At 65.7% G+C, this 26,740-nt stretch carries 20 protein-coding genes, 1 tRNA gene and 2 pseudogenes; 5 read left to right on the top strand and 18 right to left on the bottom strand.

The window, feature by feature from the left end; genetic code table 11:
* Positions 1-1,558 (bottom strand): acetyl-CoA carboxylase biotin carboxylase subunit (locus BMON_RS05900; protein ID WP_051917943.1); only part of this gene is annotated, 1,558 nt, incomplete at its 3' end.
* A gap of 341 nt (positions 1,559-1,899) precedes the next feature.
* Here BMON_RS05900 and BMON_RS05890 point away from each other — a divergent pair.
* On the top strand, positions 1,900-2,496 hold the full coding sequence (locus tag BMON_RS05890; RefSeq protein WP_051917942.1) for a biotin transporter BioY: 597 nt from the start codon (positions 1,900-1,902) through the stop codon (positions 2,494-2,496).
* An 80-nt stretch (positions 2,497-2,576) separates the two neighbouring features.
* Here BMON_RS05890 and BMON_RS05885 read toward each other — a convergent pair whose 3' ends face one another.
* The gene (locus BMON_RS05885) at positions 2,577-3,557 is read right to left on the bottom strand and encodes a biotin--[acetyl-CoA-carboxylase] ligase (RefSeq protein ID WP_051917937.1); all 981 of its coding nucleotides are present in this window, start codon (positions 3,555-3,557) and stop codon (positions 2,577-2,579) included.
* A 79-nt stretch (positions 3,558-3,636) separates the two neighbouring features.
* Here BMON_RS05885 and BMON_RS05880 point away from each other — a divergent pair, with 79 nt between their 5' ends.
* Positions 3,637-5,787 (top strand): DUF6020 family protein, encoded by a 2,151-nt coding sequence (locus BMON_RS05880; protein ID WP_237745352.1) that lies wholly within the window; start codon positions 3,637-3,639, stop codon positions 5,785-5,787.
* A complete protein-coding gene (locus BMON_RS05875) occupies positions 5,784-6,728 on the top strand; it encodes a helix-turn-helix domain-containing protein (RefSeq protein WP_237745351.1) in 945 nt (314 codons plus the stop codon). Before BMON_RS05880 ends, BMON_RS05875 begins: the two co-directional genes overlap by 4 nt.
* A 231-nt stretch (positions 6,729-6,959) precedes the next feature.
* Here BMON_RS05875 and rplA read toward each other — a convergent pair whose 3' ends face one another.
* The 3 genes and pseudogenes from rplA to nusG all read right to left on the bottom strand — a co-directional run.
* Positions 6,960-7,652, bottom strand: a complete 693-nt coding sequence (rplA, locus tag BMON_RS05870) for a 50S ribosomal protein L1 (RefSeq protein ID WP_033511484.1) — start codon at positions 7,650-7,652, stop codon at positions 6,960-6,962.
* 14 nt (positions 7,653-7,666) lie between these two features.
* Complete coding sequence (gene rplK / locus BMON_RS05865; RefSeq protein WP_033511482.1) at positions 7,667-8,098, bottom strand: 50S ribosomal protein L11; 432 nt, start codon at positions 8,096-8,098, stop codon at positions 7,667-7,669.
* Positions 8,099-9,132: 1,034 nt separating this feature from the next.
* Positions 9,133-9,756, bottom strand: a pseudogene (nusG, locus tag BMON_RS05860) (transcription termination/antitermination protein NusG); the annotation flags it as partial.
* On the opposite strand from nusG, the gene BMON_RS10685 reads away from it, so the two are divergent.
* Positions 9,676-10,254 (top strand): hypothetical protein, encoded by a 579-nt coding sequence (locus BMON_RS10685; RefSeq protein ID WP_420307699.1) that lies wholly within the window; start codon positions 9,676-9,678, stop codon positions 10,252-10,254. The pseudogene nusG and the gene BMON_RS10685 sit on opposite strands and share 81 nt — an antisense overlap.
* Before the next feature lie 32 nt (positions 10,255-10,286).
* Here BMON_RS10685 and secE read toward each other — a convergent pair whose 3' ends face one another.
* The 9 genes from secE to dapE form a co-directional block, all read right to left on the bottom strand.
* Complete coding sequence (gene secE, locus BMON_RS05855) at positions 10,287-10,514, bottom strand: preprotein translocase subunit SecE (protein WP_033511479.1); 228 nt, start codon at positions 10,512-10,514, stop codon at positions 10,287-10,289.
* 38 nt (positions 10,515-10,552) lie between these two features.
* Positions 10,553-10,628 (bottom strand) — tRNA-Trp (locus BMON_RS05850).
* 140 nt (positions 10,629-10,768) lie between these two features.
* A complete protein-coding gene (locus BMON_RS05845; protein WP_033511476.1) occupies positions 10,769-11,983 on the bottom strand; it encodes a pyridoxal phosphate-dependent aminotransferase in 1,215 nt (404 codons plus the stop codon).
* A 206-nt stretch (positions 11,984-12,189) separates the two neighbouring features.
* A complete protein-coding gene (proB, locus tag BMON_RS05840; protein ID WP_033511474.1) occupies positions 12,190-13,323 on the bottom strand; it encodes a glutamate 5-kinase in 1,134 nt (377 codons plus the stop codon).
* Positions 13,320-14,990 carry a GTPase ObgE gene (gene obgE / locus BMON_RS05835; protein ID WP_033511472.1) on the bottom strand — a complete coding sequence of 557 codons (1,671 nt, stop codon included), beginning with the start codon at positions 14,988-14,990 and terminating at the stop codon, positions 13,320-13,322. The genes proB and obgE overlap by 4 nt, the downstream gene beginning before the upstream one ends.
* A gap of 125 nt (positions 14,991-15,115) precedes the next feature.
* Positions 15,116-15,364: a 50S ribosomal protein L27 gene (gene rpmA / locus BMON_RS05830; protein ID WP_033511470.1), complete on the bottom strand. Its 249-nt coding sequence runs from the start codon at positions 15,362-15,364 to the stop codon at positions 15,116-15,118.
* Positions 15,365-15,397: 33 nt separating this feature from the next.
* Entirely contained in the window at positions 15,398-15,706 is a 309-nt protein-coding gene (gene rplU / locus BMON_RS05825; protein ID WP_033511468.1) for a 50S ribosomal protein L21, read from the bottom strand.
* Between the two features lie 212 nt (positions 15,707-15,918).
* Positions 15,919-18,870: an Rne/Rng family ribonuclease gene (locus BMON_RS05820; protein ID WP_033511466.1), complete on the bottom strand. Its 2,952-nt coding sequence runs from the start codon at positions 18,868-18,870 to the stop codon at positions 15,919-15,921.
* A gap of 376 nt (positions 18,871-19,246) precedes the next feature.
* Positions 19,247-20,539, bottom strand: a complete 1,293-nt coding sequence (gene dapE / locus BMON_RS05815) for a succinyl-diaminopimelate desuccinylase (RefSeq protein ID WP_420307697.1) — start codon at positions 20,537-20,539, stop codon at positions 19,247-19,249.
* A gap of 223 nt (positions 20,540-20,762) precedes the next feature.
* On the opposite strand from dapE, the gene BMON_RS05810 reads away from it, so the two are divergent.
* Positions 20,763-21,707, top strand: a complete 945-nt coding sequence (locus BMON_RS05810) for an AEC family transporter (RefSeq protein ID WP_033511785.1) — start codon at positions 20,763-20,765, stop codon at positions 21,705-21,707.
* Positions 21,708-21,788: 81 nt separating this feature from the next.
* On the opposite strand, the pseudogene BMON_RS05805 reads toward BMON_RS05810, so the two are convergent.
* The 4 genes and pseudogenes from BMON_RS05805 to thrB form a co-directional block, all read right to left on the bottom strand.
* Positions 21,789-23,220: pseudogene (locus tag BMON_RS05805) on the bottom strand (ABC transporter permease).
* Entirely contained in the window at positions 23,217-23,948 is a 732-nt protein-coding gene (locus tag BMON_RS05800) for an ABC transporter ATP-binding protein (RefSeq protein ID WP_051917936.1), read from the bottom strand. The pseudogene BMON_RS05805 and the gene BMON_RS05800 overlap by 4 nt, the downstream one beginning before the upstream one ends.
* Positions 23,949-24,147: 199 nt before the next feature.
* Complete coding sequence (locus BMON_RS05795) at positions 24,148-25,587, bottom strand: Maf family protein (protein WP_033511461.1); 1,440 nt, start codon at positions 25,585-25,587, stop codon at positions 24,148-24,150.
* Positions 25,588-25,737: 150 nt separating this feature from the next.
* Positions 25,738-26,733, bottom strand: coding sequence for a homoserine kinase (gene thrB / locus BMON_RS05790; protein ID WP_034885338.1), 996 nt, complete (start codon positions 26,731-26,733; stop codon positions 25,738-25,740).
* Positions 26,734-26,740: the final 7 nt, after the last annotated feature.

Here is a 26,740-nt window from a genome sequence, read left to right as displayed (position 1 = left end):
AAAGAGGCATCATCATGCAGACCACTGTTCGCMTCGRRCGCKWCGCGGAACCGGTGAGGGAATCGACGATGTCGACGGGGACGGTGAGTTTGACCCGACGGTTGTTCATCTCGATGACGAAGGACTCGGTGGACGGTTTGGCGTCGGCGTCCTCCGGCTTACCGGCGGCCAGCGACGCGGGCTGGCCGCTGCCGGCGCTGGCCGGCTCGCGGTTCAGGTAGGTGCGTTCGAGCCATTTGGTCGATACGGAGAACGGATGGTACTCAGCCGTGAAGGCGGGGTCGTTGAAGATCGTCTTATACAGACCCGCGGGGGTCGGCACACCGGTGATGGACAACTCCTCCAAGGCGCGCCGCACGCGGGCGACCGCGCACGGGCGGTCCTGGGCGGAGACCACGAGCTTGCCCATCATGGAATCGAACTTCGGGGAGATGGTGTCCCCCTCCTTGACGCCGGAGTCGACGCGGATGCCGGGGCCGGAGGGCCAGCGGATCTCGCTGAGCGTACCGGAGCTCGGGGTGAGATTCGTGGCGGGGTCCTCGCTGGTGATGCGCAGCTCGAAGCTGTGGCCACGCGTCTGGTTCACCTGTGTGAGCTCGCCGCCGCGGGCGATGTTGAGCTGTTCGCGCACGAGATCCAGGCCGCAGACCTCCTCACTCACCGTGTGCTCGACCTGCAACCTCGGGTTGACCTCAAGGAAGTAGACCTTGTTCTTGCCGGTGACCATGAACTCGCAGGTGCCGAGCCCCACGTAGTTGACCGCGTCGAAGAGGTTGCACGAGAAACGGTGGAGCTGTTCGTCGACCTCCTCGGAGAGGAACGGCGCCGGGGCCTCCTCGATGAGTTTCTGGTTGCGGCGCTGCACGGAGCAGTCGCGCGTCGAATACACGGTGAAGTTGCCGTGGCTGTCGCGGCCGCACTGGGTCTCGACGTGCCGGGCCTGGTCGATGAAGCGTTCGACGAAGTACTCGTCCAGATCGCCGCCCTGCAACGCGTCGTGGTTCATATAGAAGCTGCGCAGCTCGTCGTCGTCGTGCACCAGGGTGATGCCGCGACCGCCGCCGCCGTCCGTGCGCTTGAGCATGAGCGGGTACCCGTGGGTGTGGGCGAATTCCAGGAGCGTCCTGATATCGCGCACCGGATCCGAAATGCCCGGCACCGGCGGCACCTTCGCCTTCTTGGCGACCCTGCGGGCCGTGATCTTGTCCCCCAGATCGGTGAGCGCCTCGGGATCGGGGCCGATCCACACCGCGCCCGCCTTCTGTACCTTGTCGGCGAACTCCGGCACTTCGGACAGGAAGCCGTAGCCGGGATGCATGGCATCCGCACCGCTGCGGTGCAGGATGTCGATGAGACCGTCCTCATTGAGATACGTGTCGCGGTAGGTGTCCCCCGGCAGCAGATATGCCCCGTCGGCCATGGCGACGTATTGCGCGTTGCGGTCCTGATCCGCGTAGACGGCGACGGTGGCGATACCCATCTCGCGCGCGGTGCGAATGACGCGCAGCGCGATTTCACCACGGTTCGCCACTAATACTGTATTGACCCGATTGACCATACTTTCCAACGTAACGCCGCGAAGGCCCGCAGGTCAGGGAGAAAACTACAAAAGCGCGGCGGCCCTTTTGTCGGGTTCCACAAACGTCACCGTAAGTCGGCGTTCCATGCCGATCTGGGAAACGGCCACGCGGCCGGTGCGACACGACAGGATCCGCCTGCCATCGCCGGAACGGCGCGGATTGGCGCCGTCCGGGCACGGGCCCCGCACAACGCGCACCCCGGTATCTTGTAGATTCCCACCAATGCCCGCCGCACCACCGCCACGTACCATGATGGGCGTCGACGCCTCGGACGTCGTAGCAATCATGTCAACGAATCATGTCGATGAAAGGTCGCACCATGCCATCACTCATGCCATCACAAAGCGCTCAGGCTCATCTCCCGCTCTCACGCCGTCTGCTCTTCTCCGGTTCACGATCGGTGCTGTTCGCCGTACTGCTGTGGCTCGCCGCCGCTGCCGGTGAGATCGCGATTCCCGGCACCCCGGTGCCGATCACGCTGCAGACCTTCGTGGTCATGGTGACCGCCCTGTCGCTCAACTGGGCCGAGGCGGGCAGCGCGGTGGCCCTGTACCTGATCGCCGGAGCGGCCGGTCTGCCGGTGTTCGCCGGCGGCACCTCGACCATGGCCCTGATCGGCCCCAGCGCCGGATTCCTGCTGGGCTTCCTGCCCGGCGTGATCGTCACCGCATGGCTCAAGGGCCGCGCGAACACCGACGGTCTGCGCGGATACGCGATGACGGCCGGGCGCTACCTGTTCGCCAGCATCATCGGCTGCGGCGTCGTCGTCTACGCCTTCGGATTCCTCGTCCAGTCCGCCATCACGGGCGTGCCGCTCGGCACGGTCGCCCTGGCCTCCATGACCTTCGTCGTGGGTGACGTCATCAAGGCCGTCGTGGCCTCGCTGGCGGTCTCCGGTCTCGCCAAGCTGTTCTGACACACCAACCACACTGACGCGCACGGGGCGCCCACCGGTCCATAGGCCGGTGGGCGCCCCGTCGTATCTGTCTCTTGCTCTCACACCGGCAGCACGCCGACGTCTCCGGTACTGACGACATGCGTCGCACCCTCGGCGTCACGCACCGTAAGCGACGCATCGGCGTTGACCGACAACGCCTCGCCGCGTATGATCCCGCCGTCCGCGAGCTTGACCTCGACACGGCGACCTAGGGTGTAGGACTCCTCGAGCACCCGCGTATGCAGTTGTTCCATCTGTTCACGTGGCGCCTCGCACAGACGATGCAGCGACTCCCGCAGCGACGTCACCATGGCCGCGGCGATGTCATCACGCAGCGGACCGGTCGGCGCCAGGCCCGGATAATGCAAGTGCAGGGATGTCGATTGCGCGGTGGGCAGGCGATCGGCGGGAACGCGAAGATTGATGCCCACGCCGACCACCACGCCGACCAGGTCATCCATGTCCGCGGCACCGGCGGAATCGGCCGCGGCACCGTGCCTGCCCAGAGGCACCAGCTCGCACAGGATCCCGCCGAGCTTATGACCATCGCAGAAGATGTCGTTGGGCCATTTGAGCTGCAAAGGGGCGGACTCCCCCGACGTCGACGCGCCACACTCACCCAACGCGTCGCGCAGCGCGTCGATGGCGGCAATCCCGGCGGCCATCTGCACCCAACCGTTGACCCCTGGGTCGGTGGCCAGAGCGCGCGGCAGTGCGGTGGCGAAGGAGACCATGAAGGAATCCCCGGGACGACCGAACCAGAACCGGCCCAAACGACCATGCCCGCTGCGCTGCAGATCGGCGGCGACGACGATCATCGGCTCCTCCCCGTTCTGCGGGGACAACTCCTCCAATGCCCCCTCGGAGAGCAGATGGCGGGCCCGGACGTTCGTGGAATCGACGACGGCGAAGGTCTCGATGCGGTCCGCGACGGCCGCGGTCCGGGGCATGGCGGGCGGCAATGCGGACGTCGCCACGCCAGCGGCGTCGGGTGGGGTGTCAGGTTCGGTTTCGGAGTTCGTGTGCTTGGATGTGGTCATGATTCCACTCTAGCCGCTGACATCCGAAGGGCCACCGCGACGCGACCGGCATTCGGGTGCACCGGCTAGAATCCATGACATGATCGATCTCGCGCGAGGCCCCCAATGCCATGCCCACGGCCGAGCCGAAATCACCTCCGAAACCGGCGCCAGACCCACCCCGCGAACGTCATCGCCGCGCGGGAAACGCGGTGGCGATGTGGCGGCGTGGTCCCTGGCGGTGGCGGCATGCCTGTGGATCGGCCTGTGCACCGGCATCGGCCCGTTATATTGGGCCCAACAAGGTCTGGCGCAGTTCTCATGGCTCAACGCCGTGATCATGGTGCTCGCCTTCGGCGTGAGCTTGGGCGTGGTGGTGGCTCTGGTCAGATGGTCGCGGGGCCAGCGGGTGTGGCCGCAGACCTGGTCTCGCGCACGGTTCACCCGGGCGGTCGGCCGTGCGGCGCTGCGTCTCGTACCGTCACGCCTGGCGAACTCACCCCGGTTCCGTACGGCGATACGACGGATGGAACGTTGGCGCATCGTGGCCACCCGACATCTGGGCTATGGCCTGGTCCGCATCACCGACCGCCGTTGGAAGATCGGGACCATCCTGTGCCTCGGATGGCTGTGGGTGCCCGTGACGCTGCTGAGCGCCTTCGGCGCCGACATCCGCTCGCAGATCCGCGAATTCAGCTGGGCCTACAACCAGTGGGCCGGCATGCGGCAGCCCTACATCGGCTTCTTCTCCTTCGTCCCCATGGATATCTACCCGACCGCGCATTACATGTGGCCGACCGACCCCACCTATCTGACCGATCAGCACAACATCGTGCTCACCGTCCTATACGGGGCGGTCGCGGGGGTTTCGCGCTTCCTCAGCGGGTCCAACGATCTGGGCATCGTCGTACTGTCGCTGGGCCAATGCCTGTTCGCGGCGTACTGCTGCGCCTCCTGCGCCGATCGATTCCTCAACCTACCTTGGCGGCGTGAGGCACGGACCGTCGCGAGCGTTGAGGATCCGAGGGTCGAGCGGTTCACGCCGCGCGACCCGATGCGGCCGGAACGCGGCATGAGACCGCATGGAGCGCTCAGCGCGCACGAACACGACACCATGACCCAGACGACGCCCGCCGGACCGGTAGCCCGCTGTGTCATCATGCTCTTCTTCCTGACCTGCCCTTTGGTGCTGTTCTCCACGATCTCGCTGACGAAATCTCCGGTCTTCGCCTTCGCCTTCGTCTGGTGGTTCTCGCTGGGATACGAACTGCATATGACCCAGAGGCCCGCGCACGGATGCCGGGGCCGCATACGCCCTCGCACCGGAACCGTCGTGGCCATGGCGGTCAGCACCTGCGTGATGATGATCTCGGCCAAATACGCCTGGTATCTCATCGTGATCCAGGTCGTGCTCCTCGTCATCAGCGACCGTCGGCGTTGGCGGACCTACCTCGTCGCCCTGGCGCTGCCCGCCCTCCTGATTCACGGGGCGATGGCGCTGCTGTTCTCCAGCGGCATGGTCATCCAAGGCGATCCGATCGAGTCCCGGGGCATACAGTTGCAGCAGATCGCCCGGGTCGCGAAACTGAACCCAGCGGGCATACCCGACTCCGCCCGGGAACTGCTCGCGCCCATCTTCAATCTCGATCAGATGGGCGACTCGTACTTCCAGCAGGACGCTGATCCCGTCAAATCCTCGGGCATCCAGTCCAAGAAAGTGAGCTATCGCTGGCGCTCCGTATCCAAGGATGACATGCGCGACTTCAACCGGGCATGGTGGCAGATCGTGCGCGCCAATCCGCGCATCGCCACGGACGCCTTCCTGGCCAAATGCTTCGGCTACTTCGACGTGAACGACCAACCATACGTTCCCATGGCCTACTACCTGACCAACGACTACGTCACCGATTGGTCGACATGGATCAAATACTGGCAGCCGGGTTGGCGCACCACCGTGGCACAACGGGCGCCGGCCGTCGGTGCGATACCGGTGCTGGGCTGGATCGTGCATGGCAATTTCTACGTCATCCTCACGCTCCTGCTGGGCGCGGCGGAGGTCATCGGGCGACGGTGGCGTATCCTGGCCTGGCATGTGCCGCTGCTGCTCCTTATGGGTGTGATGATCACCTCCCCCGCGAACAACTTCGAGCGGCATATGCTGCCCGTCGCCTTCGTCTTCGGGTTCGTGGCGCTGACCTACTGGCGCGAATCCCAGCCACGCACAGCGCCGTCGGCTAAGCTGGAGGCATGACCGAATCTCAACCAGGGCACAACCCACGACACGAACCGCAGGACGCGGCGGATGGGGAGCACGACGACGTGCTGGACCTGTTGGGCATGGTACGTAGTACCCCCGCACGGACCGAGGACCGGGAGAGCAACCACGGCGACAACCAGGTGGACACACACGAAGATGGCGGCGCAGACGGCTGCGAAACGGTCGAGCGCGATGAGGCGTTGACCGGTCATATCGAGACGATAGCCTTCGAGGCGCTCTGCCACGGATTGCACGACTCCCGAGTGTCCGCGCTGCTGCATGTGCTGGGGTGGCCGGAGGACTTCTCCTGCTTCGTGGTGGCGGGCACGCCCGCCGCATCCTACGCCACCGTGCACAGGACCATCCTCGCCGGCATACGCAACCTGGGCGGCAAACTGCAGATCATGGGACGCCACGGCTCCCGCGTCGCCGTCCTCGTGGCGGTGCAGGGCGCGGCCACACCCGAGGTGACATGCACGGCGGTATTGGGGGCGTTCGACGAGCAACACCCCGTGTGCCTGGTTCCTGCGAACCGCGAGGTCGCCGGGGCCTGCCGGGGGCTGCACGCGGCGTTCAGCGCACTCGACGCCGCCGCCGCCGTGCATACGCTGCCCCGGCCGATGCGGGCCGACGACGTCCTGCCCGAGCGAGCGTTGCTCGGCGACGCCGCGGCCAGGGACGAGCTGTACACCGCCGTCTTCTCCAGCTTGCTCGGCGAAAGCCCGGACGACCCCACCCTCAGCACCATCTCGGCGTTCATCGATTCCGGCGGTTCGCTCGACATGACGGCCCGCGAGCTCAACGTCCACCCCAACACCGTGCGATACCGGCTCAAACGCGCCGCCGAGACGACCGGCTGGGACGCGACCGACCCACGCGAGGCCTTCGTCCTGCGCACCGCCATCGCCGTCGGACGAATGCGCGACGCCTCGTAGTGCCGGCGCGTTCCGGATGTGATGTCATGCCAGCGCTTCGGATGTGATGTCATGCCAGCGTTCCTGGTGCGATGCAATGCCGGCGCTTCGGGTGTGATATACGAACGACCGAGGGGTCGCACCCATACGGATGCGACCCCTCGGTCGATACGACGATATCAATCGGCTACATGGTCCACGTCACATGATCTTGCTCATACGGCGTACGGCGCCATGCGTCCGGCAGGTGCGTCAGGCGAGCGTGGCGATGTCCAGCGGAACGCCGGGGCCCATCGTAGAGCTCAACGTCGCCTTGGCGATGTAGCGGCCCTTGACGGTGGACGGACGCAGACGCTTGATCTCGTCGGCCACGGACTGGAAGTTCTCGGTCAGATCGTCGGCGGAGAACGACATCTTGCCGATGATGAAGGAGAGGTTGCCGTTCTTGTCGACGCGGAAGTCGATCTTGCCACCCTTGATGTCAGACACGGCCTTGGCCACATCCATGGTCACGGTACCGGTCTTCGGGTTCGGCATGAGGCCACGGGGACCGAGCACGCGGCCGAGACGACCGACCTTGCCCATCATGTCCGGGGTGGCGACCACGGCGTCGAAGTCGAGGAATCCGTCCTGGACCTTGGCGATCAGATCGTCATCGCCGACCATGTCGGCTCCGGCCTCGGTGGCTTCGGTGGCCTTGGGGCCACGGGCGAAGACGAGGACGGTCGCGGTCTTACCCGTGCCGTGGGGCAGATTGATGACGCCACGGATGAGCTGATCGGCCTTGCGCGGGTCGACGTTCAGGCGGTACACGGCCTCGAGCGTCTCGTCGAAGCCACGCTTCGGCATGCTCTTGAGCAGGGCCACGGCCTCGGCGGCGGTGTACTGGTTGTTGCGATCGACCTTTTCGGACGCTTCGCGATACTTCTTGGAATGCTTAGCCATCTGTCCTTCTCCTCTCAGTCCGTAACCGTGATGCCCATCGAACGGGCGGTGCCCGCGATGATCTTCATCCCGGCCTCGACGTCACGAGCGGAAAGGTCAGCCATCTTGGTCTCGGCGATCTCGCGAACCTGGGCCTTGGTGACCGAACCGACCTTGTGCGTCTGGGGGTTGTCGGTGCCCTTGTCGATGCCGGCGGCCTTGAGCAGCAGGGCTGCGGCCGGCGGGGTCTTGAGCACGAAGGTGAAGGAGCGATCTTCGTAGACGGTGATCTCAACAGGGACGACCTGACCCATCTTGTCCTTCGTCTGGGCGTTATACGCCTTGCAGAAGTCCATGATGTTCACGCCGTGCGAACCGAGCGCAGGGCCGAGCGGCGGGGCGGGATTCGCCTTGCCGGCCTCGATCTGCAGCTTGATCAGCGCTGAGACTTTCTTCTTGGGAGCCATGGTGATGGTTCTTCTTTCTCTACAGCGGTGCATGCGGCCGCCGTCCACACCCGTGGCCGACAACCTCCCGCAGTGAATACTTACCGTCGCATCCGCAATACTGGACCGCGGACACAAGCTTCACCAGTATGCCCGGAGAACCGGACAACGGAGCCCACCCAAGACCGGAACGTATTGCACACCCCGCCCCACCCCGGCTGCACTGACCGGACTGTCGACAGGGGCACGCATGCTTGCCCGCGTACCGGGCGCCGTCGGTGTTGCCGCATCCGTCACCATTGGCATCACCGTCACCCCATCCGTCACCGTGGACAGGTTAGCGATTGCTATGCAAGAGTCGACGATTGCCCGACATAAGTCGGAGATTCACCGACACAAGTCGCCGATTCACCGACAAGAATCGCAACTTCGCTGACATAAGTGGACGATTCACGATCCAAGATGGACGGTTGCCTGACACAAGTCGCCGATTCACTGACACAAGTCGCCGATTCACAGACGCAAGTCCGAGTTTCACAGACACAAGTCGACGGTTCACCGCCCAAAGTGGACAGTTGCCCGACACAAGTCGTCGATTCACGTAGACAAGTCGGGTGATACGAAAATCGAGGGGCCATATTCCGCAGTTGCGTTTCGCTATCACCCCAGTTGCCTAACGGGTATGAGGCGCAACGTTCCATTTATCCGGCCATTTGCCGATCGAACCACCCATTTGCCGACCAAACGAACTATCCGCCGATCGAACCAGCCACTCGCCGACCAAACTAACCATCCCCCCTACGCAAGGGCCACTCGCCGGCCGAACCGGCCACTCGCCGACCAAACCAACCACTCTCCAAGAGCACCGACCGTCAACCCGGCACATCGCATGGCCACTAGCCGCCGAATGCCCTGAGCACACTGCCCCGGATACGCCTGTGCCCCGGGACGCACCCGGGGCACAGGACAAGTACATAAGAGGTCATCGACGATTCGAACACCGCAAACCGGATGACCACACGGCGCGACTCCTTGTCAAGCCGCGCGACGCCGATTCAGACGAGTTTCTCGACCTGGTCGAAACCAAGCTCGACAGGTGTGTCGCGGCCGAAGATGGACACAAGCACGGTGAGTTTCTGCGTGGTCGGCTCGACATCGGAGACCATGGCGGCCATCGTCGCGAACGGACCATCGGTGACGGTAACCTGATCGCCCACGGCGTACGACACTTCGACGGTACGCTTCTTGGCGACGGCGGGTTTGTCCCCCGCCTCTTTGAGCGCCTCCGAGGCGATCATCGGGGCCATCATGCGCACGACTTCCTTGCGGCTGAGCGGCGCAGGGTCCTTGGTGGGGCCGACGAAGCCGGTGACGGCTTCGGTCTCGCGCACGATGCGACGCGCGTTTTCATCGGGCCACATGCGAATGAGCACATAACCGGGGATGCGCACGCGGGTGACGACCTTCTTGCCCTTGTCCGTGTGCTTCTCGACCTCTTCCATCGGCACTTCGACCTGGAAGATCTTGTCCTCGAGCCCGAAGCTCTGGACTCGGGATTCGACGTTCGTCTTCACGCGCTTCTCATACCCGGAATATGTATGAAGGACATACCATTTGCCGTCCAACGTACGCAGGCTCTTGGAGAATTCCTTGACCGCGCGTGCACCGGCATCATCCCCGGAAGCAGCATCAGCGTTATCCGCACTATCGGCACTTGCGGCGGTTTCTCCATCATCGGCCTGCTGGGCATCGGTATTGGTGTCAGCGGTCTCAGCGCCATCAGCGGCATCGGCACTGACGGCGGCCGAATGAGCACCATCCGTCAGGACATCATCCGCAGCGGAAACCTCGGCATTGGAATCAGCATTGGCGGAATCGGTATTGGCAGAATCTGCAGTATCGGCAGTATCGGAATCAGCAGCGGCGTCAACCCCGGCATCCCCAGTGGAGGAGTCCGCAGTGACGTTGGCCGCGATATCCGTGGAAGTATCCTCAGCCTGCGTATCCTCAGCCTGCGTATCCTCAGCCTGCGCGGCGCCATCGGCCTGCGCGGCATCGTTGTTCGCGGCATCGCCTTGCGCGTTGCCGTCACTGACCGTGCCGTCATTCACCACGTCACCACTCACCGTGTCGCCATTCGCGGCGTCGGCCTTCAACTCATCGTCATTCATGCCTAAATCCACCTTCACAGTCTCGTATCACCCTCGTATCACCCAAAGATCCACAGGGTGAGCTTACCCAGTCCGAAGTCCATGCCCGTGACCAGCGCCATCAGGATGAGGACGAAGACGAACACGGCGAAGGACCAACCCAGCAGCTCCTTGCCGGAGGGGGAGACGACCTTGCGGAGTTCGTCGATGATCTGCTTGATGAACAAGCCGATACGCATAAACACATTCGGCCTCACAGCCTTGTCACTCTCGCGTGTCTTAGCCATTCCCGTCCTTCGTTCGGCCTTTGGTACCACTCAGGTATTGGCAGGGAAGGCGGGACTCGAACCCACAACCTACGGTTTTGGAGACCGTTGCGCTACCAATTGCGCCACTTCCCTAAGCTGACATCCACCGCGTCGCCGATATGCAGGCACGCGGAAAACCGCCAAGTAGTCATAGTAGCGAAACCCCTTGATTTCGTCCAGTCGGGTGTTCGCGCCACACGAACCGCCGGCTGGACGTGTCGGTCATGAGGAACCTACCGGGCCGCCCCAGCCCACGCGGCGAAGCGGTGCATGCCGAAATCAAGCTGGTCGTCAGCCAAGGCATAGGAGAAGCGCAGATACCCGGGGGCGCCGAAAGCCTCGCCGGGCACGGCGGCGATATGGGCCTCGTCAAGCAGCAGCTCGGCGAGCTGCGCGGAGGTCTCGGCGTTCGAACCGTTCGGCCCCAGGGCACGGCCAAGCAGGGCGCGCACATCCGCGAACGCATAGAACGCCCCCTTGGGCGTGGGGCACACGACACCGTCGATGGCGTTGAGCGCGTCGACGATCGCGGCACGGCGTCGGTCGAAGGCCCGGAGCATGGCGACGACGGCATCCAGGTTCCCGCCGACCGCGGCGATCGCGGCACGCTGGGAAACGTTCGAGACGTTCGAGGTCAGATGCCCCTGGAGCTTGGCGGCGGCCTTCGCGACGGGTTCGGGGGCGATCATCCACCCCACGCGCCATCCGGTCATCGCATACGTCTTGGCCACGCCGTTGAGCACGAGCAGCTGGTTCCTCAGCTCCGGAACGCCCGCGCCGATGTAGGTGGTATCGACCCCGTCGTAATGCAGGTGCTCGTAGATCTCATCGGATATCACCCAGATGTGGTGGTCGAGCGCCCAGCGCCCGATTTCGGTGATGGTCCGCTCGCTCCACACCGCCCCGGTCGGATTGGAGGGGGAATTGACGATGATCGCCTTGGTCCGGGGCGTCCGAGCGGCCTCGATCTGGTCGATATCGGGTTCGAAGCCTCTGTCGGCGCCGGCGAAAACCGTGACGGGCACGCCGCCGGCCAGACGCACGGCCTGGGGATACGTCGTCCAATAGGGTGCGGGGATGATGACCTCGTCGTCGGGATCAAGCAGGATCTGCATCGACTCGTAGACGGCCTGCTTGCCGCCATTGGTCACCACGACCTGCTCCGGAGCGACCGCATAGCCGCTGTCGCGCAGGGTTTTGTCGGCGATCGCGCGGCGCAGTTCAGGTAGCCCGGCAGTCGGGGTGTAGCGATGGTTCTTCGGATCGCGGCAGGCCTGGGCCGCGGCGTCGACCACATAATCGGGGGTCGGGAAATTCGGCTCCCCGGCACCGAAACCGATGACGTCGATGCCGGAGGCCTTCATGGCCTTCGCCTTGGAATCGACGGCCAGCGTGGCGCTGGGCTCCACATGTCGGATACGGTCACTGAGCATTTGCCAATCAGCCATTGTCATGCCTACCAATCTAGTAGGGGCAAGGGAAAACAGGGGCACGGGAAAACACCGAGGGGAGGACTTCGGGGAAAGAGACGTGAGGGACGGCCCCGCGTGAGGGATCACCGGGGACGGACCCCGCGGGACGAACGGCAAGCAGACGAGGACGAGGTTCGTCCCCGTGCACCATCGCACAAGGAAGAGTTAGTCACGATGCACGATCAGACAAGGACGAGGTTATCGCGATGCACGAGCGGATGGGCGTAGGCCTCGCCGAGCAGACGACGCAGCTGCGTCGTGTTGCGGCCCAGCATATGCGGGACCTCCTCCGAATCGTATCCGGCCAGACCTTTGGCGATGTGCTCGCCCGCCTCGTCGCTGACCCAGATCGGATCCCCCGCCGAGAAATCACCGTGGGCGCCCACCACACCGGCGGCGAGCAGACTCGCCCGGCCGCCACGTATGGCCTTGGCCGCGCCGGTGTCCACCGCGAGCCCGCCCCGCGGTTCGGCGGCGAAGGATATCCACAGACGCCGTGACGAGCCCCGGTGACGCACGGGGGCGAAGATGGTGCCCACGGCGTCGCCCATGAGCGCGGGTCCGGCGTTGTCGGCGCTGGTCAGCACGGTGGGGATGCCCGAGACGGCGGCGATGCGCGACGCCTCGAGTTTGGTCACCATGCCGCCGGTGCCGACACCGGAGACGCTGCCTGAGACCTTGACGTGATCCAGTGCGTTGACCACATCGGGCACATAGGCGATGCGCCGGGCCCCGGGCCGACTGGGCGGCTCAGTGTACAGGCAGTCGACGTCGGTGAGCAGCACCAGCGCATCGGCCCGCACCATGTTGGCGACCAACGCCGACAGCCGATCGTTGTCGCCGAACCGGATCTCGTTGCTGGCCAGGGCGTCGTTCTCGTTGACGATCGGCACGACCCCGAGCTCGAGCAGCCGGTCGAGCGTCCTGCGGGCGTTGCGGTACTGGGTGGCTCTGATTGTGTCCTCCGCCGTGATGAGGATCTGTCCGACGCGCAGACCGAAGCGGCCGAACGACGATTCGTAATGGGCCATGAGCAGCCCCTGCCCCACGGAGGCGGTGGCCTGCTGGGTGGCGACGTCGGACGGCCTCTCGTCGAACCCCAGCTGTCCGAATCCGGCGGCGATGGCACCCGAGGAGACCAACACGAGCCTCGCGCCCATCAGCGAGGTGTGGGCGATGGCCGAGACGAGGGCGTGCAGGCGCTCGACGTCAAGCCGACCGGAGGCGTGAGTCAGCGAACTGGATCCGACCTTGACCACGATGGTGCGCGCCTGTGCGACGCTGGAGCGCACCTGAGACTGCGATGGGGTGTTCATTCCTGACTCGATCGTCCGATCTTCGCCTGGGTGTCGTGACGATCGTCATCGACGCCGGGATCGGCCCAATGCCCGACCTCGCGCTCCTCTTTCATCGCCTCGCGCACCGCCGCCTTCGCATCCATCATCTCGTGATACTCGCGGCGGCGTTCCTCATTGGTGCGCCGACGAGTGCGGCCTTCCGGATCGCCGAGCCGCAGGTCCTTGCCGCGGGCGCCCAGCTGAGCTCCGTCGAGCATCTCGGCACCGGCGGCGATGGTCGGATCCCATTCGAATTCGACGGCACGGTCACCTTTGCCGATCCGCACGGTATCGCCGGGCCGGGCGCCATGGGAGCGTAGTGCCTTCTCGACACCGAGCTTGGCCAGACGGTCGGCGAGGTAGCCGACGGCCTCGTCATTGTCGAAATTCGTCTGCAGCACCCAGCGTTCCGGCTTGGCCCCGGTGACGATGAACCACGGCTCACCGCTGCGGCGCTCGCGGCGCTCGATGGAGAAGTCATGGCCCGAACCGCCTTCGTCGTCGCTCCTGCGGCGGCGTTGGGGTTGCTCCAGTGGCTTGATGACCACACGGGCGGCCTCCTCGTCACGGGCACGTTCGGCGATCTGCGCCTTGCACTCGGTGACCATCTCGCCCAGGGCATAGGCCAGCTGCTGCAGTCCTTCATGGGAGGCGGTGGAGACCTCGAAGACGCGCAGCCCGAGCTTCTCGAATTCGGGACGCACGAAATCGGCCAGCTCATGGGCCTCGGGGACGTCGACCTTGTTGAGCACGATGACCCTGGGGCGTTCGGGGATGGGAATGGCGCCCAACGGCAACTTCAGCTGGCTCGCGTACTGCGCCAGCTCGTGTTCCAAGGCATGGTAGTCGGCGACGGGATCGCGGTCGGGCTCCAACGTCGCGCAATCAATCACGTGGGCGATGATCTCGGTGCGTTCGATGTGGCGCAGGAACTCCAACCCGAGTCCTTTGCCCTGCGAGGCGCCGGGAATCAGCCCCGGTACGTCCGCCACCGTGAAGCGGTATTCGTCGGCCATCACGACGCCGAGATTCGGCACCAGGGTGGTGAACGGATAATCGGCGATCTTCGGCTTGGCGGAACTCATCGCGGCGACCAGGCTCGACTTGCCCGAGGACGGGAAGCCGACCAAAGCCACATCAGCGATGGATTTGAGCTCCAGGATGACGTCGCGCTCCTCGCCCGGCTCACCGAGCAGAGCGAATCCGGGTGCACGACGTGTCTTGCTGGCCAGCGCGGCGTTGCCCAGGCCTCCCATGCCGCCCGCGGCCGCCACGAAACGGTCGCCGGGATGACTCAGGTCGGCCAGCTGGGCTCCGGGCTGCTTCTGCTCGCCGACGGCGCCCTTGGCTTCGAAGACGATGGTGCCCGGCGGCACCGGCAGGATCAGGTCTCCACCTTTCGAACCGTCCTTCGTGTCGCCCAGGCCCATGGTGCCGCTGCCCGCGATGCGGTGAGGCATGAAGCGGTAGTCCAGGAGGCTGTTCGCATTCGACTCGGCGACGAACACCACTGATCCTCCGTCACCGCCATTGCCCCCGTTGGGGCCTGCGAGCGGCTTGTACTTCTCGCGGCGGACTCCCGCCGAGCCGTTGCCACCGTCGCCGCCTTTGGTGTGCACGGTCACGCGATCCACAAAATCTGTCATATCCCCATCTTACTTGCCGGGGCCCCTGCGCCGCCGGGAGCGAACCCCGGCACACGAAGGTGGCCGTATGAATGCAGAAAGGGCCGTGCTCGAAACGAGCACGGCCCTATGCTACGCGAAACGCGTCAGGCGATGACGTCGACGACCTTGCGGTCACGACGAACGGCGAACTTCACGTTGCCCTGCGCGAGGGCGAACAGCGTGTGGTCCTTGCCCGTGCCGACGTTCTCTCCGGCGTGGAACTTGCTGCCACGCTGACGCACGATGATGTTGCCGGCCACGACTGCTTCGCCGCCGAACTTCTTGATACCGAGGTACTGGGGTCCCGAATCGCGACCGTTACGTGAGGCGGATGCGCCCTTCTTATGTGCCATGTCTGTTCCTTTCGGTCCTGTTGACGAGCCCGATCAGGCGATCGCCGTTACCTTGACGGCGGTCAGCTGCTGACGGTGGCCCTTACGACGAGTCACGCCCGTCTTGTTCTTGAACTTCATGATGTTGATCTTGGGACCCTTGGCCTCGTCGTCGACGACCTCCGCCTTGACGGAAAGCTGGGCAAGATCCTTGGCGCCCAAGGTCACCTTGGCGCCGTCGACAACGAGCGCGACCGGGAATTCCACGGCATCGCCCTTCTTCGCATCGAGACGGTTGACCAGGATGACGTCACCGACCTCGACCTTTTCCTGATGGCCACCGGCCTTCACAATCGCGTACATAATCGTTCCTTGCTATTTTGGAAAGCTAACTGCCCGGCACGGTTGAGCATCGCGGCCAGACACCAGCTATTTAGGCTACACCGACCCCTCCACCCACGTCAAGTCGAAACGACGACGTGTGTCAGGGCCGTAGCCGCCCGGTCCTCACCGAACCGGACCCCGCCCGATCGAAGCCCGGTCCACGCCCAGCGTCAGGGCCTATTGAACAGCGCTCACTCGTCGGTATCCGTTGAGGAGACCGCGGCCGCGGCGATCTGCGCGAGTTTCGCTTTGACCTCGGTGCTCGAACCCTTGGGCGCCGAAACCTCGACGGTGCCATGGCCGTGCTTGTTGGTCTTGACGAAGGGATCCCCGCCGCGCATGGCGTAGGGGTCGTCGTAATCGGACGAGATGGTCGGCTCGTCATGCACGAGGAAGCCACGGCCCTTGCAGGTCGGGCACTCCTCGGAGAAGGCCTCGACGAGTCCCTGGCCGATGCGCTTGCGCGTCATCTGCACGAGGCCCAGCGACGTGACCTCGGCCACCTGATGCTTCGTGCGGTCTCGTGCGAGGCATTCGACCAGCCGGCGCAGGACCAGATCGCGATTCGCGGGCATGACCATATCGACGAAGTCGATCATCACCATGCCGCCGATGTCACGCAGCCGCAGCTGCCGGGCGATCTCCTCGGCCGCCTCGAGGTTGCACCGGGTGACGGTCTCCTCCAGCGATTTGCCGCGACCGATGAACCGGCCCGTGTTCACATCGACCGTGCTCATGGCCTCAGTGCGGTCGATCACGATCGAACCGCCGGACGGCAGGTAGACCTGACGTTCCATGCCCTTGCGCAGCTGGCTGTCGATCTGCCACTTGTCGAAGACGTCCTTGCCGTTATGCTCGCCCGGGTCCCAACGCTCGAGCTTGTCGCGCAGATCGGGGGCCATGGTGTCGAGATACTGTTCGATGCGGTCGTACACGGTGCCGCCCTCGACGACGAGCTTGGAGAAGTCGTCGTTGAAGATGTCGCGCACCACGCGGATCGCGACGTCAGGCTCACCCTGCAACAGCTTAGGACGCTTGCCGTGGCGGTACTCCTCGCGCTTGGCGACGATGGTCTCCCACTGGTGGGTGAGGTTCTCGAGATCCTTGGTGAGCGCCTCTTCGGAAGCCCCCTCTGCCGCCGTGCGGATGATGACGCCCATGTTCTTCGGGGAGATCTTCGACACGATGGACTTGAGGCGGGAACGCTCATGGTCGGAAAGCTTGCGGCTCACGCCAGTCATGCCGCCGGAGGGCACGAGCACGAGGAAGCGCCCGGCGAGCGTGACCTGCGAGGTCAGACGCGCGCCCTTGTGCCCGATGGGATCCTTGGTCACCTGCACGAGGACCGGATCGCCCGAACGGAAGGCGAGCTCGATGCGTCGGGGTTGGCCGTCCAGTCTGGTGGAGTCCCAGTTGACCTCGCCGGCGTACAGGACGCCGTTGCGCGGCTGGCCGATGTCGACGAACGCGGCCTCCATGCTGGGCAGCACGTTCTGCACGCGCCCCAGATAGATGTTGCCGACGGTCGCGACCTCCTGGATGTCGGAGACATAGTGCTCGACCAGCACGTTGTCCTCGATGACCGAGATCTGCGTGTGGTGTCCGCGCTCACGCACGACCATGAGGCGCTCCACGTTCTCACGACGGGCGAGGAAGTCCTGCTCGAATAATTGGTTCTGACGGCCGCGCTCACGGCGGTTGTCGCGCCGGCGCTGCTTCTTGGCCTCAAGGCGCGTGGACCCCTCGACGTCGGTGATCTCGTCGATGTACTGCTGCTTGCGGGAGTGACGGGAACCGCGCTCCTCCTCCTGGTCCTCGGAACCATGCTGCGAACGACGACGGCGACGGCGACGCGTCAGCGTACCACTGTCCTCATCCTCGTGACGGTGACGGCGCGATGACGTCTCGCGATCCTGCGACTCCTCGCGGCGCGAGGAGGATTCACGACGCTCGTCGCCATCCTCGTCACGCTCGGAGTGGCTGCGGCGGCGACGCCGACCGGTCGTGTGGTCCTGCGACTCCTCGTCGTCGATCGGCGCATAGGTGATGGCGTCGTATTCGAGATCCTCCTCGATGCGCTCCACCTCGCCGGCTGCCATGCGCTCCTGCGCATTGAGCCTGCGCGAACGCGAGCCCCGACCAGAGGACGAACTCTCATCATCGCCGTCGCGGTCCTCGCGCTCGTCACGCTCGCGATCATGCTCAGGTTCGTCGTGTCGAACGGTTCTGCGCCGACGGACGCGCGTCGGTCGCTCATCGGGCTCCTCGAAGCCCTCATCATCGGAGGATGAGCGCGACGAATCATCCTCATGCTCCGCACGACGTCCGCGACGATCGTCCCGATCGTCGGTCGAACGACCACGACGGGTGCGGCCGCGACGCGAACCCCGTGTGGACTCGCCCTCGCGCTCATCATCATCGGTATGGTCGTCGTCACTGCGCGACCGACTACGCGAAGACGTCGGTTCCTCGTCGTCATCCGGGGCATTGACCGGCAGCACCGGCTCCTGGAACAGCAACGAAGCCATGGGACGGCCGGCATGTGCGGACCCGCGATCGCCACGATCCGAGGCCGAATCCTGCTCGGTCGACCTGCGACGCGACGATGAGCGGCCCTCGGACGACCTGCCGCGACGTCCGCGACCCGTGAACGATGCGCCCTCGTCCTTGGCATTCGCGGTGGACTCGGCCGACGTCTCCGACTCGCCTGTAGAGGCGTCATCGGCCACGTTCGTCGCATCATCTGACTCGGCGGCGTCTCGCGTACCAGCGGCACGCCGCCTGCCCCTGACCGTGCGACCGGTACTGCCGTTCGACTTACGCCCGCCCCTCGGCGAACGCGATGCGTGCGACGCCGGGGCATCCGCCTCCCCCGAGCCGTGCGTCGCGTCGGCGTCGGAGCGGTCGTCGGACTGGACATCGGATTGGTGGAGACGGGGCTCCTCGAAGATGGAGGGACGGTCCTCGACGTGCAGCTTCACGGCGGCACCCGCGGCACCCGCGCCGCGCACCACCCTGCGCCCGCCGCGCTTATGGCGGGTCGTGGTCTGCGGCGTTTCGTCGCGGCCTACATCGGGCGAGGCTCCTGCGGAGAAGGTCGTTGCGTGCTGCTCTGCCGCATTCTCGGAATGACTGGTATTCATATCGGGCACAATGCTCCTTGGTGTTGCGCTGCAATCGCACCACCGCTACGGCTCCGTCAGGTCTCACACCACGCTCTCACCGCGGCCGCGCATCTGCTGCGCCCTTCGAAGCAACCGAAAAGTCCTAGCTGATCGACGACGGACACCGGCGCTCGCGTGACTATGCGAGGGGATCGACGTCATCGATGCTGCGACGGCTTGCAGAACCGCCACTGCTAAGTATGACACAAAAAACGCAAACTCGTGCATCCGGCCTGCGCCCGACCGCGATGAACCGGTCGGTATGACGCACCCGAGGACCAGTCGTCACCGCCCTAGGCACACCGATCCGGACACGCCGCCGTGGCACGCGACACGGTCGCGCGACGACGATCGGTTATGCGCGGGAGTCGCCCTGACCGGGCTGACCAACCTGACCGACCCGCCCGGTCAGCCAATCGCGCAGCAAGGATTCCATGCGCGGCAGGTCACCCATGGCGATCTGTTCGTCGGCCTTGTGGGCGAACAGCGCGCTGCCCGCGCCAAGGTTGACGGCCGGTATGCCCAACGCCGAGAACCGGGCGACATCCGTCCACCCGAGCTTGGCATGGGGGTCCGCACCGGTGCGGGCACGGACCAGCTCGACCAGCGAACGCGACAGGGGCGCGTCGAGACCGGGTCTCGCGGCCGGCGATTCGTCGCGCATCTCGATGCCGAATCCGCGGAACATGCCGCCCGTCGCCTCGTGCTCGCCGTTGCCCAGTTCGGCGCCGGCGTCCTCCCCCATCATCAGGGCCTTGGCCTGTGCCAGGGTTTTGTCGGGTGCGAACCGATAGTTGACATGGATCCGGCATTCGTCGGGTATGACGTTGGTGCCGGTTCCGCCGGAGATCATCGTGGCGTTCACGCCCTCGCGATACGTGAGTCCGTCCACCGTCACGTCCTGCGGCGTGTAGGCGCGCAGGCGGTCGAGGATCTCCCCCGCCGCGTGGATCGCATTGCGCCCCATCCAAGCCCGTGCGGAGTGGGCCGCGACCCCGTGGCTGACGACGTCGAACCGCATCGTGCCGTTGCAACCGCCCTCGATGGCCCCGCCGGTGGGTTCGCCGATGATGGCGAAATCGCCCCTGATCCAATCGGGATGGTCCTGCAGCACCTTGCGCAGGCCGTTATGCTCGGCGGCCACCTCCTCGTGGTCGTAGAAGACGTAGGTCAGATTGAACTGCGGTTCGAGCACCGTGCAGGCCAGATACAGCAGCACGGCGTCGGAGGCCTTCATGTCGGTGGATCCCCTGCCCCACATCACCGGTTCGTCCGGATGCTCGCGGGCGACCCCGGGGTCGATGCGCCCGTCGCCCGGGCGCAGGATCATCGGCGGGAAGTTGCGGATTACGGGCACGGTGTCGATGTGCCCGGCGAGGACCACGCCGTGGTCGCGCCCCGCATCGTGCACCGCCACAACGGTATCGCCGTGACGGCGTACCTGAAGATGCGGCTGCGTGCGCAGCATGCGTTCGATCCGATCGGCGAGCGCCCCTTCCTCGCCGCTGACGGAGCGCACGGCCATGATGTCGGCGAACAGACGGGTCAGCTCCCGTTCGCGGGGCAGGCAGGGATCGGCGGGGGCCAGGGCGCCATCGGGTTCGGGCAGCGTGCCTCCGATCGCCTGCAAATCGCTCAATGCGGTCAGGGTGTCGTTCGACGGGTTCACAGGGTTGTTCGAGGAATGGACGGGGTCGTTCGCAGGCATGCTCATATTCGCCATCCTAGCCGGTAACGGCCCCGTGTCCCGGCAGCGGCACGGGATTCTGCGGACATGAAGGTTCACGGCTCCGCGGACATCCGCACGGTCGATGCCCGCATGCCGTGGCACACTGGGGAGGTATCGCGTGCATCGCAACGGAAAGGACACCATGCCGGGTCTAGTAAGCGCCATGCAGGGATTCTGCGTCATCGGAATCGTCATACTCGTGGGCTATCTGACCGCGCGGATGCAGATCGGCGGGCCGAGCGCCCAGATGGTGCTCAACCGCGTGAGTTTCTTCATCTCCAGCCCATGCCTGATGTTCGCCATACTCTCGAAGGAACCCATCTTCGAGATCTTCCACCCCTCGATCATCGTCGCCTTTCTCTCCGCCATGGCGGTCGGCGTCGCCTTCCTGCTGCTCAACCGGTCGTTCTTCCACCTCGGTGCGGCCGACGCTACGATCGGGGCCCTCAATTCGCTCTACCTCAATTCGAACAACATCGGCCTGCCGATCGCCACCTACATTCTCGGCAATCCGGCTCTCGTCGCCCCCATTCTCGTCATGCAGCAGGCGGTGTTCACCCCCATCGGCCTGACCACGCTCGACGTGACGACGAAGGGCAAGGCCTCGCTCAAGGCGATTGCCTCGCAGCCCCTGCACCAGCCGCTGCTCCTGGGCAGCCTCGCCGGCATCCTCGTCTCGGCGCTCAACGCACGCATCGGATGGTATCCCGTCCCGAACTTCATCTTCGACCCGATCAAGATGATCGGGGACTCCGCCGTGCCGCTGATCCTCATGGCCTTCGGCATGTCGCTGCGCGGCAGCAGGCCCATGAACGAGCGCAAGCGTCGCGACGCCACCATCGCCGTCGTCCTGCTCAAGAACGTGGCCATGCCGGTGATCGCGTTCCTGCTCGCCTACTTCCTCATGGGCTTCCGCGGCGCCACGCTGTACGCCTGCGTGGTGCTCGCCGCACTGCCCACCGGACAGAACGTCTACAACTACGCGTCCCGCTACAACGTGGGGCTGAGCTTCGCCCGCGACGGCATCCTCATCTCCACGATCAGCAGCCCGATCATCATCGCCGTCGTCGCCGCGCTCCTGAGCTGAGGCCGTCGCCCACGCCGCATCAACCGGTATGGACGGCGACACCCGTGGGACCTCAGATCGCCAGCGTGTCGACGACACCGTTCAGTCGTCGACACGGGGCACCGCATGTTCGCCGGGATCGGTGATGCGGTGGGCCGCGCGGTTGGCGCAGAGCACGCCGATCATGACAAGCGCATAGCACAGGGCGATGCCGCCGAGGAAGGACACCAGGGCCGCCGCACTCACCATGGCGGTACCCAACAGGGGCAGCATGAGTAGCATGGAGCACCCCGCCGCGATGACCACCACCGTGTTGAGCGGGGTCAGCACCTCGATGAACCGGGCGCGATCCAACGTCGCCGCATCGGTGCCCTCCAGCATGAGCATCCGGTACTCGCGCTCCTGATCGGCGACGTTGCCGGCCTGCATGACGCCGCAGCTCACGGCGGCCAGCACCGAGGCGAATCCGAGGGTCAGCATGCCTCCCGTGGCGATATCGCCCATGATCATCGCCGAGGACGCATCCGCATCCCTGACCATGGACCCAACATAGCCGGTCACCGACGTGACGCCGGCGATGAAGACCGCCAATGCGATGCCCGAGACGTTACGCCAGGCGCGCTTCGGATCGTCGAGGATGCGACGGGCAGCGATGAGTGACGCGGCTCGACGCGGATGCCGGGCCATGCGGCGCGCACGCGCGGCGACGGCCCAGACGCCGACGAGATTGACCAGGGCGAAACACCCGATGACCACCGCGAAAACCACGATCACGCCGGCCGCGGCGGCCTGGGGGGGCACGCGAACGCAACAGGCCGACGGCACCGGCCAACGCGGCCACGAACGCGACGACCCTCCACGCGCCGGGCAACGGCCGTGCCGCGCGCTGCATGACGCCAAGCGGGGTGACCGAGACCCGGCGCAGGGTGACCAGCGAGGACACCAAGGCGAGCAGGACCATGCCGGCCGCCACGGCGAGCAGCGTCGGCACACCGACCCAGAGCTCCGATACGCCGAAATGCCGTCCTTGGAAGCTCAGCAGCCCCACCGCCGGCATCATGGCGACATACCCCACCATGCCCGCCAGCACGCCGATGCCAGCCTGACCGGCGGCATCAAGCGCCGTGAGACGAATGACCTGGCCATTCGTGGCCCCGGCCAGACGAAGACCCGCCAGACGTGCATCCCGACGCGACGCCGCCAGACGCGCCGCGGAACCCGCCAACGCCACGAAGGGCACGGCGAGCAGCAGGCAGGCGAAGATCGCCAACATAAGGTACAGCTCGTTGTACATGGCGGCCCCCGAACCGCCGGAACCAGCCGGGGCCTGCCGCACGACGCACGATGCCTGGTCGAACAGGCATCGTAGGCCATGGTCGGGTGAGGCTCGCCACAGGAATCCGTGCACGCCTCCCAGCACGGTGAGGAATATGGCCGCGGCCGCCGCAAACGCGACGATCGCCAGCACCGAGGTGTCGCGGAGGTCGCCCCTGCCACGACGATGGAACAACCGCCACAGGCTCAGGGTGCTCATCGACTCACCTCCGGCGTCTGAGAAGGCAGCAGGCGGCCGTCCCGCATCATGAGGGTGCGCTGACAGCACCGGGCGACGTTGGGGTCGTGGGTGACCACGATCACCGCGGCGTCGCAGGACCGCGCCGCACGCATGAGGATGTCCATGACCTCGCGTCCGGTGGTCTGGTCGAGGGCCCCCGTGGGCTCGTCGGCGAACACGACGTCGGGGTGAATGCACAGGGCGCGGGCGATGGCCACGCGCTGCATCTGACCGCCGCTCATCTCCCCCGGTCTCTGGGCGGCCAAGGCGCGCAGCCCCAGTCGTTCCAACCACAGCATGGCGGCATCGGTCGCCTGGTCGTAGGGCGCGCCGTCGAGCATCATGGGCAACGCGATGTTCTCGACCGCACCAAGTTCGGGCAGCAGTTGCCCGGATTGGAAGACGAATCCGAAGGAGCGCCGGCGCAGGGCCGTGCGGTCACGATCGGTCATGGCGCCGATATCACCACCATGGTAGAGCACCTCGCCTCCCGTAGGCCTGATGATCCCCGCCATGGCGTGCAGCAACGTCGATTTGCCCGAGCCGGAGGGCCCCATCACGGCAATGGATTCGCCGGCATGCAGGACGCAATGCACGTGGTTCAGAGCGAGAGGCTGTTGGGCGAGCGCGTCGGCCATGGGTGCACGCGGCGCACCGGTGACGGTGCGGGCGGTGCGGGTGCGTGCGAGGTCATGTCGATAGTCCATGACCAGATCGACGGCCTCGAGGACCGATGACGACGGTGCGACGGGCGCGGTGGTTGCGGTGGAGGCCGTGGTTGCCGGAGGCGCTGCGGATGCGGAAGATGCTACGGATACTGGAGATGTCATGCCGCCAGCCTATGGCCGCCGGCAAGGCCTCACCATCGTGCCCATGGATGATTGGCGCGACGATGATACGGCGGCCTCATCCGCGGGAATGATGCGACGGCACGGACGCCGCCAGCTCCTCCAGCCGCACGGCGAACCTCGGCCAATCGGCACGCATCGCGGTGAGCAGACGGCGATGCGGCACCTCGTCCATGGGCACCCAGGCGATCTCGAGGCTCTCGTCGTCGTTGGCGCGGGGCGCGACATGGTGTCCCGGCTTTTCGAAGGCGATCACCGTGGTGTAGGCCCAGGGGCCGTGGTCCTCGCGGTAGGCGCCGACGACCTCGATGTCCCGGGCCGCGATGTTGGCTTCCTCGAAGCTTTCGCGCAGAGCCCCTTCGATGGGGCTCTCCCCGTCGGCGATGGCACCGCCGGGAATGCCCCACGTGCCACCCTCCGCACTCCAGATCGCGCGGTGCTGCATCACCACATCCACGATGCGGCCCGTGGTCTCGTCCCGCCGGGCCAGCAGCACGCCAGCCGCGCCGTTGACGCCCCAGTGTCTGCGGCCGCAGGCGCACTCCACCCAGCCGTCACCCGGCTGGTGCACGTTCTCCTTGGGCGGGGTCTGCATCTTCGCCTCGCGTTTGCCGACGGGCTCGGCGACATGCGGCGTCACATTCCACAGATCGGTCCACTCGACGCCCAGCTGCCTAGCCAGATGGCGCAGCAACGGCAGGCTCACACCCATGACGCCGTGCGGGTCGCCCTCGACCCCGTCGATGAACGCGGCACCGAAGCCCTCCAACGTGAAGGAACCCGCGACCTCCAACGGTTCGCCGGTGGCGATGTACCGTTCGATGTCACGGTCCGAATAGTCGCCGAACGTCACCCGCGCATGGCTCGTCCCCGCCACCTGCCGGCCGGTGGCGAAATCGATGACGCAATGGCCCGTCCACAACTCACCGGTGCGAGAGCGCATGGCCCGCAGCCTCTGGCGCGCGGTATCGGGATTGTGGGGCTTGCCATAGCTCACCCCGTCGAGGCAGAACATGGAATCGCAGCCGATGATCAGGGGCCCGACCTCGCCGTGCCCCAGCCCGTTACTCGTCGACGCGCTGCCGCTCAGCGGTTCGGTACTCATGGGCAGATGGGCCTCCAGGAATGCACGCGTGGTGGTCGACATCCGCACGAACCGCCGTTCGGCAGCGGGGGCCGCATGTCCATCGGCCTTCGCGGACCTGGACGTCTCGGCGTCCAGAGGTCGGGCCGTCACCTGTTCGCCACTGGCCTCGCCGGCCGTGCGTGCCACGTCGCGATAGGCCTCGTATACGGCCTGGGCCTTGGCCTGCGCGAGCACGGTCACACGTTGGGACGTGTCCAGCTCGTCGACCGCGACGTCCTGACGATCCGCATAGGCTGCGAGCGCCGCCGGCTCATCGACGTGCGAGACCCTGATGATCGGGCACACACCGGCCGTGGTGAGGACGTTGCGCCGGGAGACCGACTGTGAGGCGAGTACGACTTGGATGGACATGCATGCTTCCCGTCCGCGTCGATGACGACGCTTGTTGCGCACCCAGACGGATGCGTACTACTGGTGTTCTACTTGGATAGGTATCACGGGAATATGCAGCACACGGATATGTACCGCATGGCTGCGCCCCGTGAACCGTCCGGACCGACGTCAGGCGACGTCAATGGCCACGCCCCGGTGATCGATGGGCAGGTGCAGCACGCGCCAGCGCCCCGAATCCAGCTGCTCGCGGGCCTCGTGGTCGATGACGTCCTGCGCCCGGCCGTAATGCAGCACCAGCACGCAGGGCCCGGCGCCCGACACGGCGGCGGCGAATCCACGGGAGCGCAACGTCTCGATAAGTCTCCACGATTCCGGCATCAACCCGCGACGGTAGGGCTGATGGAGCCGATCCTGCGTGGCGGCGAACAGCAGCGCGTTGGGGTCATCGCCCGCACCGGCCAGGCCGGGATTGAGCGCGGCGGGCAGGAGCGCGGCCCGGGAGAGGTTGAAGACGGCGTCGGCGTAGGGTACGGCATCGGGCAGCGCCTCCCGTGCCCGCTCGGTCGAGAGCTCGAAGTCCGGTACGAAGACGGAGACGGTGATGGCGGGATCCACCGCATAGCGCGCCACATGGAATCCGCGCGAGAGCGGTTCGGAGCCGGGTATGGTCATCGACCCCTGGCCTTCCGGTAGGTCAAGCCGCCAGGAGGTCGTCAGACCGCCGAACACCGCAGGGGCAACGTTGTCGGGGTGCCCTTCGATCGTCGCCGCCATATCGAAGATGGCCTGCCGATCCGGATCGCCCTGCACCATGGCCATGGCCGCGGTGATGCCGGCGACGATGGCTTCGGCCGACGACCCCATGCCCCGGGCCTGGGGAATGCGGTTACGGGCGTGCAGACTCAGCCCCACGCGCCCCAGCCCCAACGTCCGGCACGCCTTGCGGAACGACGAGACCACGAGGTGGGTCTCGTCCCGGGGCAGGGTGTCGGCGCCCTCGCCCTCGATGCTCACGTCGACGCCGTGATCGGCGGGATCGTCGTGCGCGGTGAAGGAGAGCTCGTCGTGAAAGTTGAGTGCGAGGCCCATGGTGTCGAACCCGGACCCGAGGTTCGCCGTGGTCGCCGGCACCTGCACGCTCACGTGACGGTATCTCGATGTCATGCGTTGC

Source organism: Bifidobacterium mongoliense DSM 21395 (genome assembly GCF_000741285.1).
GTDB classification, from domain to species: domain Bacteria; phylum Actinomycetota; class Actinomycetes; order Actinomycetales; family Bifidobacteriaceae; genus Bifidobacterium; species Bifidobacterium mongoliense.
This window is presented reverse-complemented; position numbering and strand designations above follow the sequence as displayed.

Bases quoted from the DNA above. Each gene is read 5' to 3' on its own strand.
- BMON_RS05890 (WP_051917942.1), top strand. From the start codon at position 1,900: ATGCCATCACTCATGCCATCACAAAGCGCTCAGGCTCATCTCCCGCTC.
- BMON_RS05885 (WP_051917937.1), bottom strand. From the start codon at position 3,557: ATGACCACATCCAAGCACACGAACTCCGAAACCGAACCTGACACCCCA.
- BMON_RS05880 (WP_237745352.1), top strand. From the start codon at position 3,637: ATGATCGATCTCGCGCGAGGCCCCCAATGCCATGCCCACGGCCGAGCC.
- BMON_RS05875 (WP_237745351.1), top strand. From the start codon at position 5,784: ATGACCGAATCTCAACCAGGGCACAACCCACGACACGAACCGCAGGAC.
- rplA (WP_033511484.1), bottom strand. From the start codon at position 7,652: ATGGCTAAGCATTCCAAGAAGTATCGCGAAGCGTCCGAAAAGGTCGAT.
- rplK (WP_033511482.1), bottom strand. From the start codon at position 8,098: ATGGCTCCCAAGAAGAAAGTCTCAGCGCTGATCAAGCTGCAGATCGAG.
- BMON_RS10685 (WP_420307699.1), top strand. From the start codon at position 9,676: ATGAAGGACATACCATTTGCCGTCCAACGTACGCAGGCTCTTGGAGAA.
- secE (WP_033511479.1), bottom strand. From the start codon at position 10,514: ATGGCTAAGACACGCGAGAGTGACAAGGCTGTGAGGCCGAATGTGTTT.
- BMON_RS05845 (WP_033511476.1), bottom strand. From the start codon at position 11,983: ATGGCTGATTGGCAAATGCTCAGTGACCGTATCCGACATGTGGAGCCC.
- proB (WP_033511474.1), bottom strand. From the start codon at position 13,323: ATGAACACCCCATCGCAGTCTCAGGTGCGCTCCAGCGTCGCACAGGCG.
- obgE (WP_033511472.1), bottom strand. From the start codon at position 14,990: ATGACAGATTTTGTGGATCGCGTGACCGTGCACACCAAAGGCGGCGAC.
- rpmA (WP_033511470.1), bottom strand. From the start codon at position 15,364: ATGGCACATAAGAAGGGCGCATCCGCCTCACGTAACGGTCGCGATTCG.
- rplU (WP_033511468.1), bottom strand. From the start codon at position 15,706: ATGTACGCGATTGTGAAGGCCGGTGGCCATCAGGAAAAGGTCGAGGTC.
- BMON_RS05820 (WP_033511466.1), bottom strand. From the start codon at position 18,870: ATGAATACCAGTCATTCCGAGAATGCGGCAGAGCAGCACGCAACGACC.
- BMON_RS05810 (WP_033511785.1), top strand. From the start codon at position 20,763: ATGCCGGGTCTAGTAAGCGCCATGCAGGGATTCTGCGTCATCGGAATC.
- BMON_RS05800 (WP_051917936.1), bottom strand. From the start codon at position 23,948: ATGGACTATCGACATGACCTCGCACGCACCCGCACCGCCCGCACCGTC.
- BMON_RS05795 (WP_033511461.1), bottom strand. From the start codon at position 25,587: ATGTCCATCCAAGTCGTACTCGCCTCACAGTCGGTCTCCCGGCGCAAC.
- thrB (WP_034885338.1), bottom strand. From the start codon at position 26,733: ATGACATCGAGATACCGTCACGTGAGCGTGCAGGTGCCGGCGACCACG.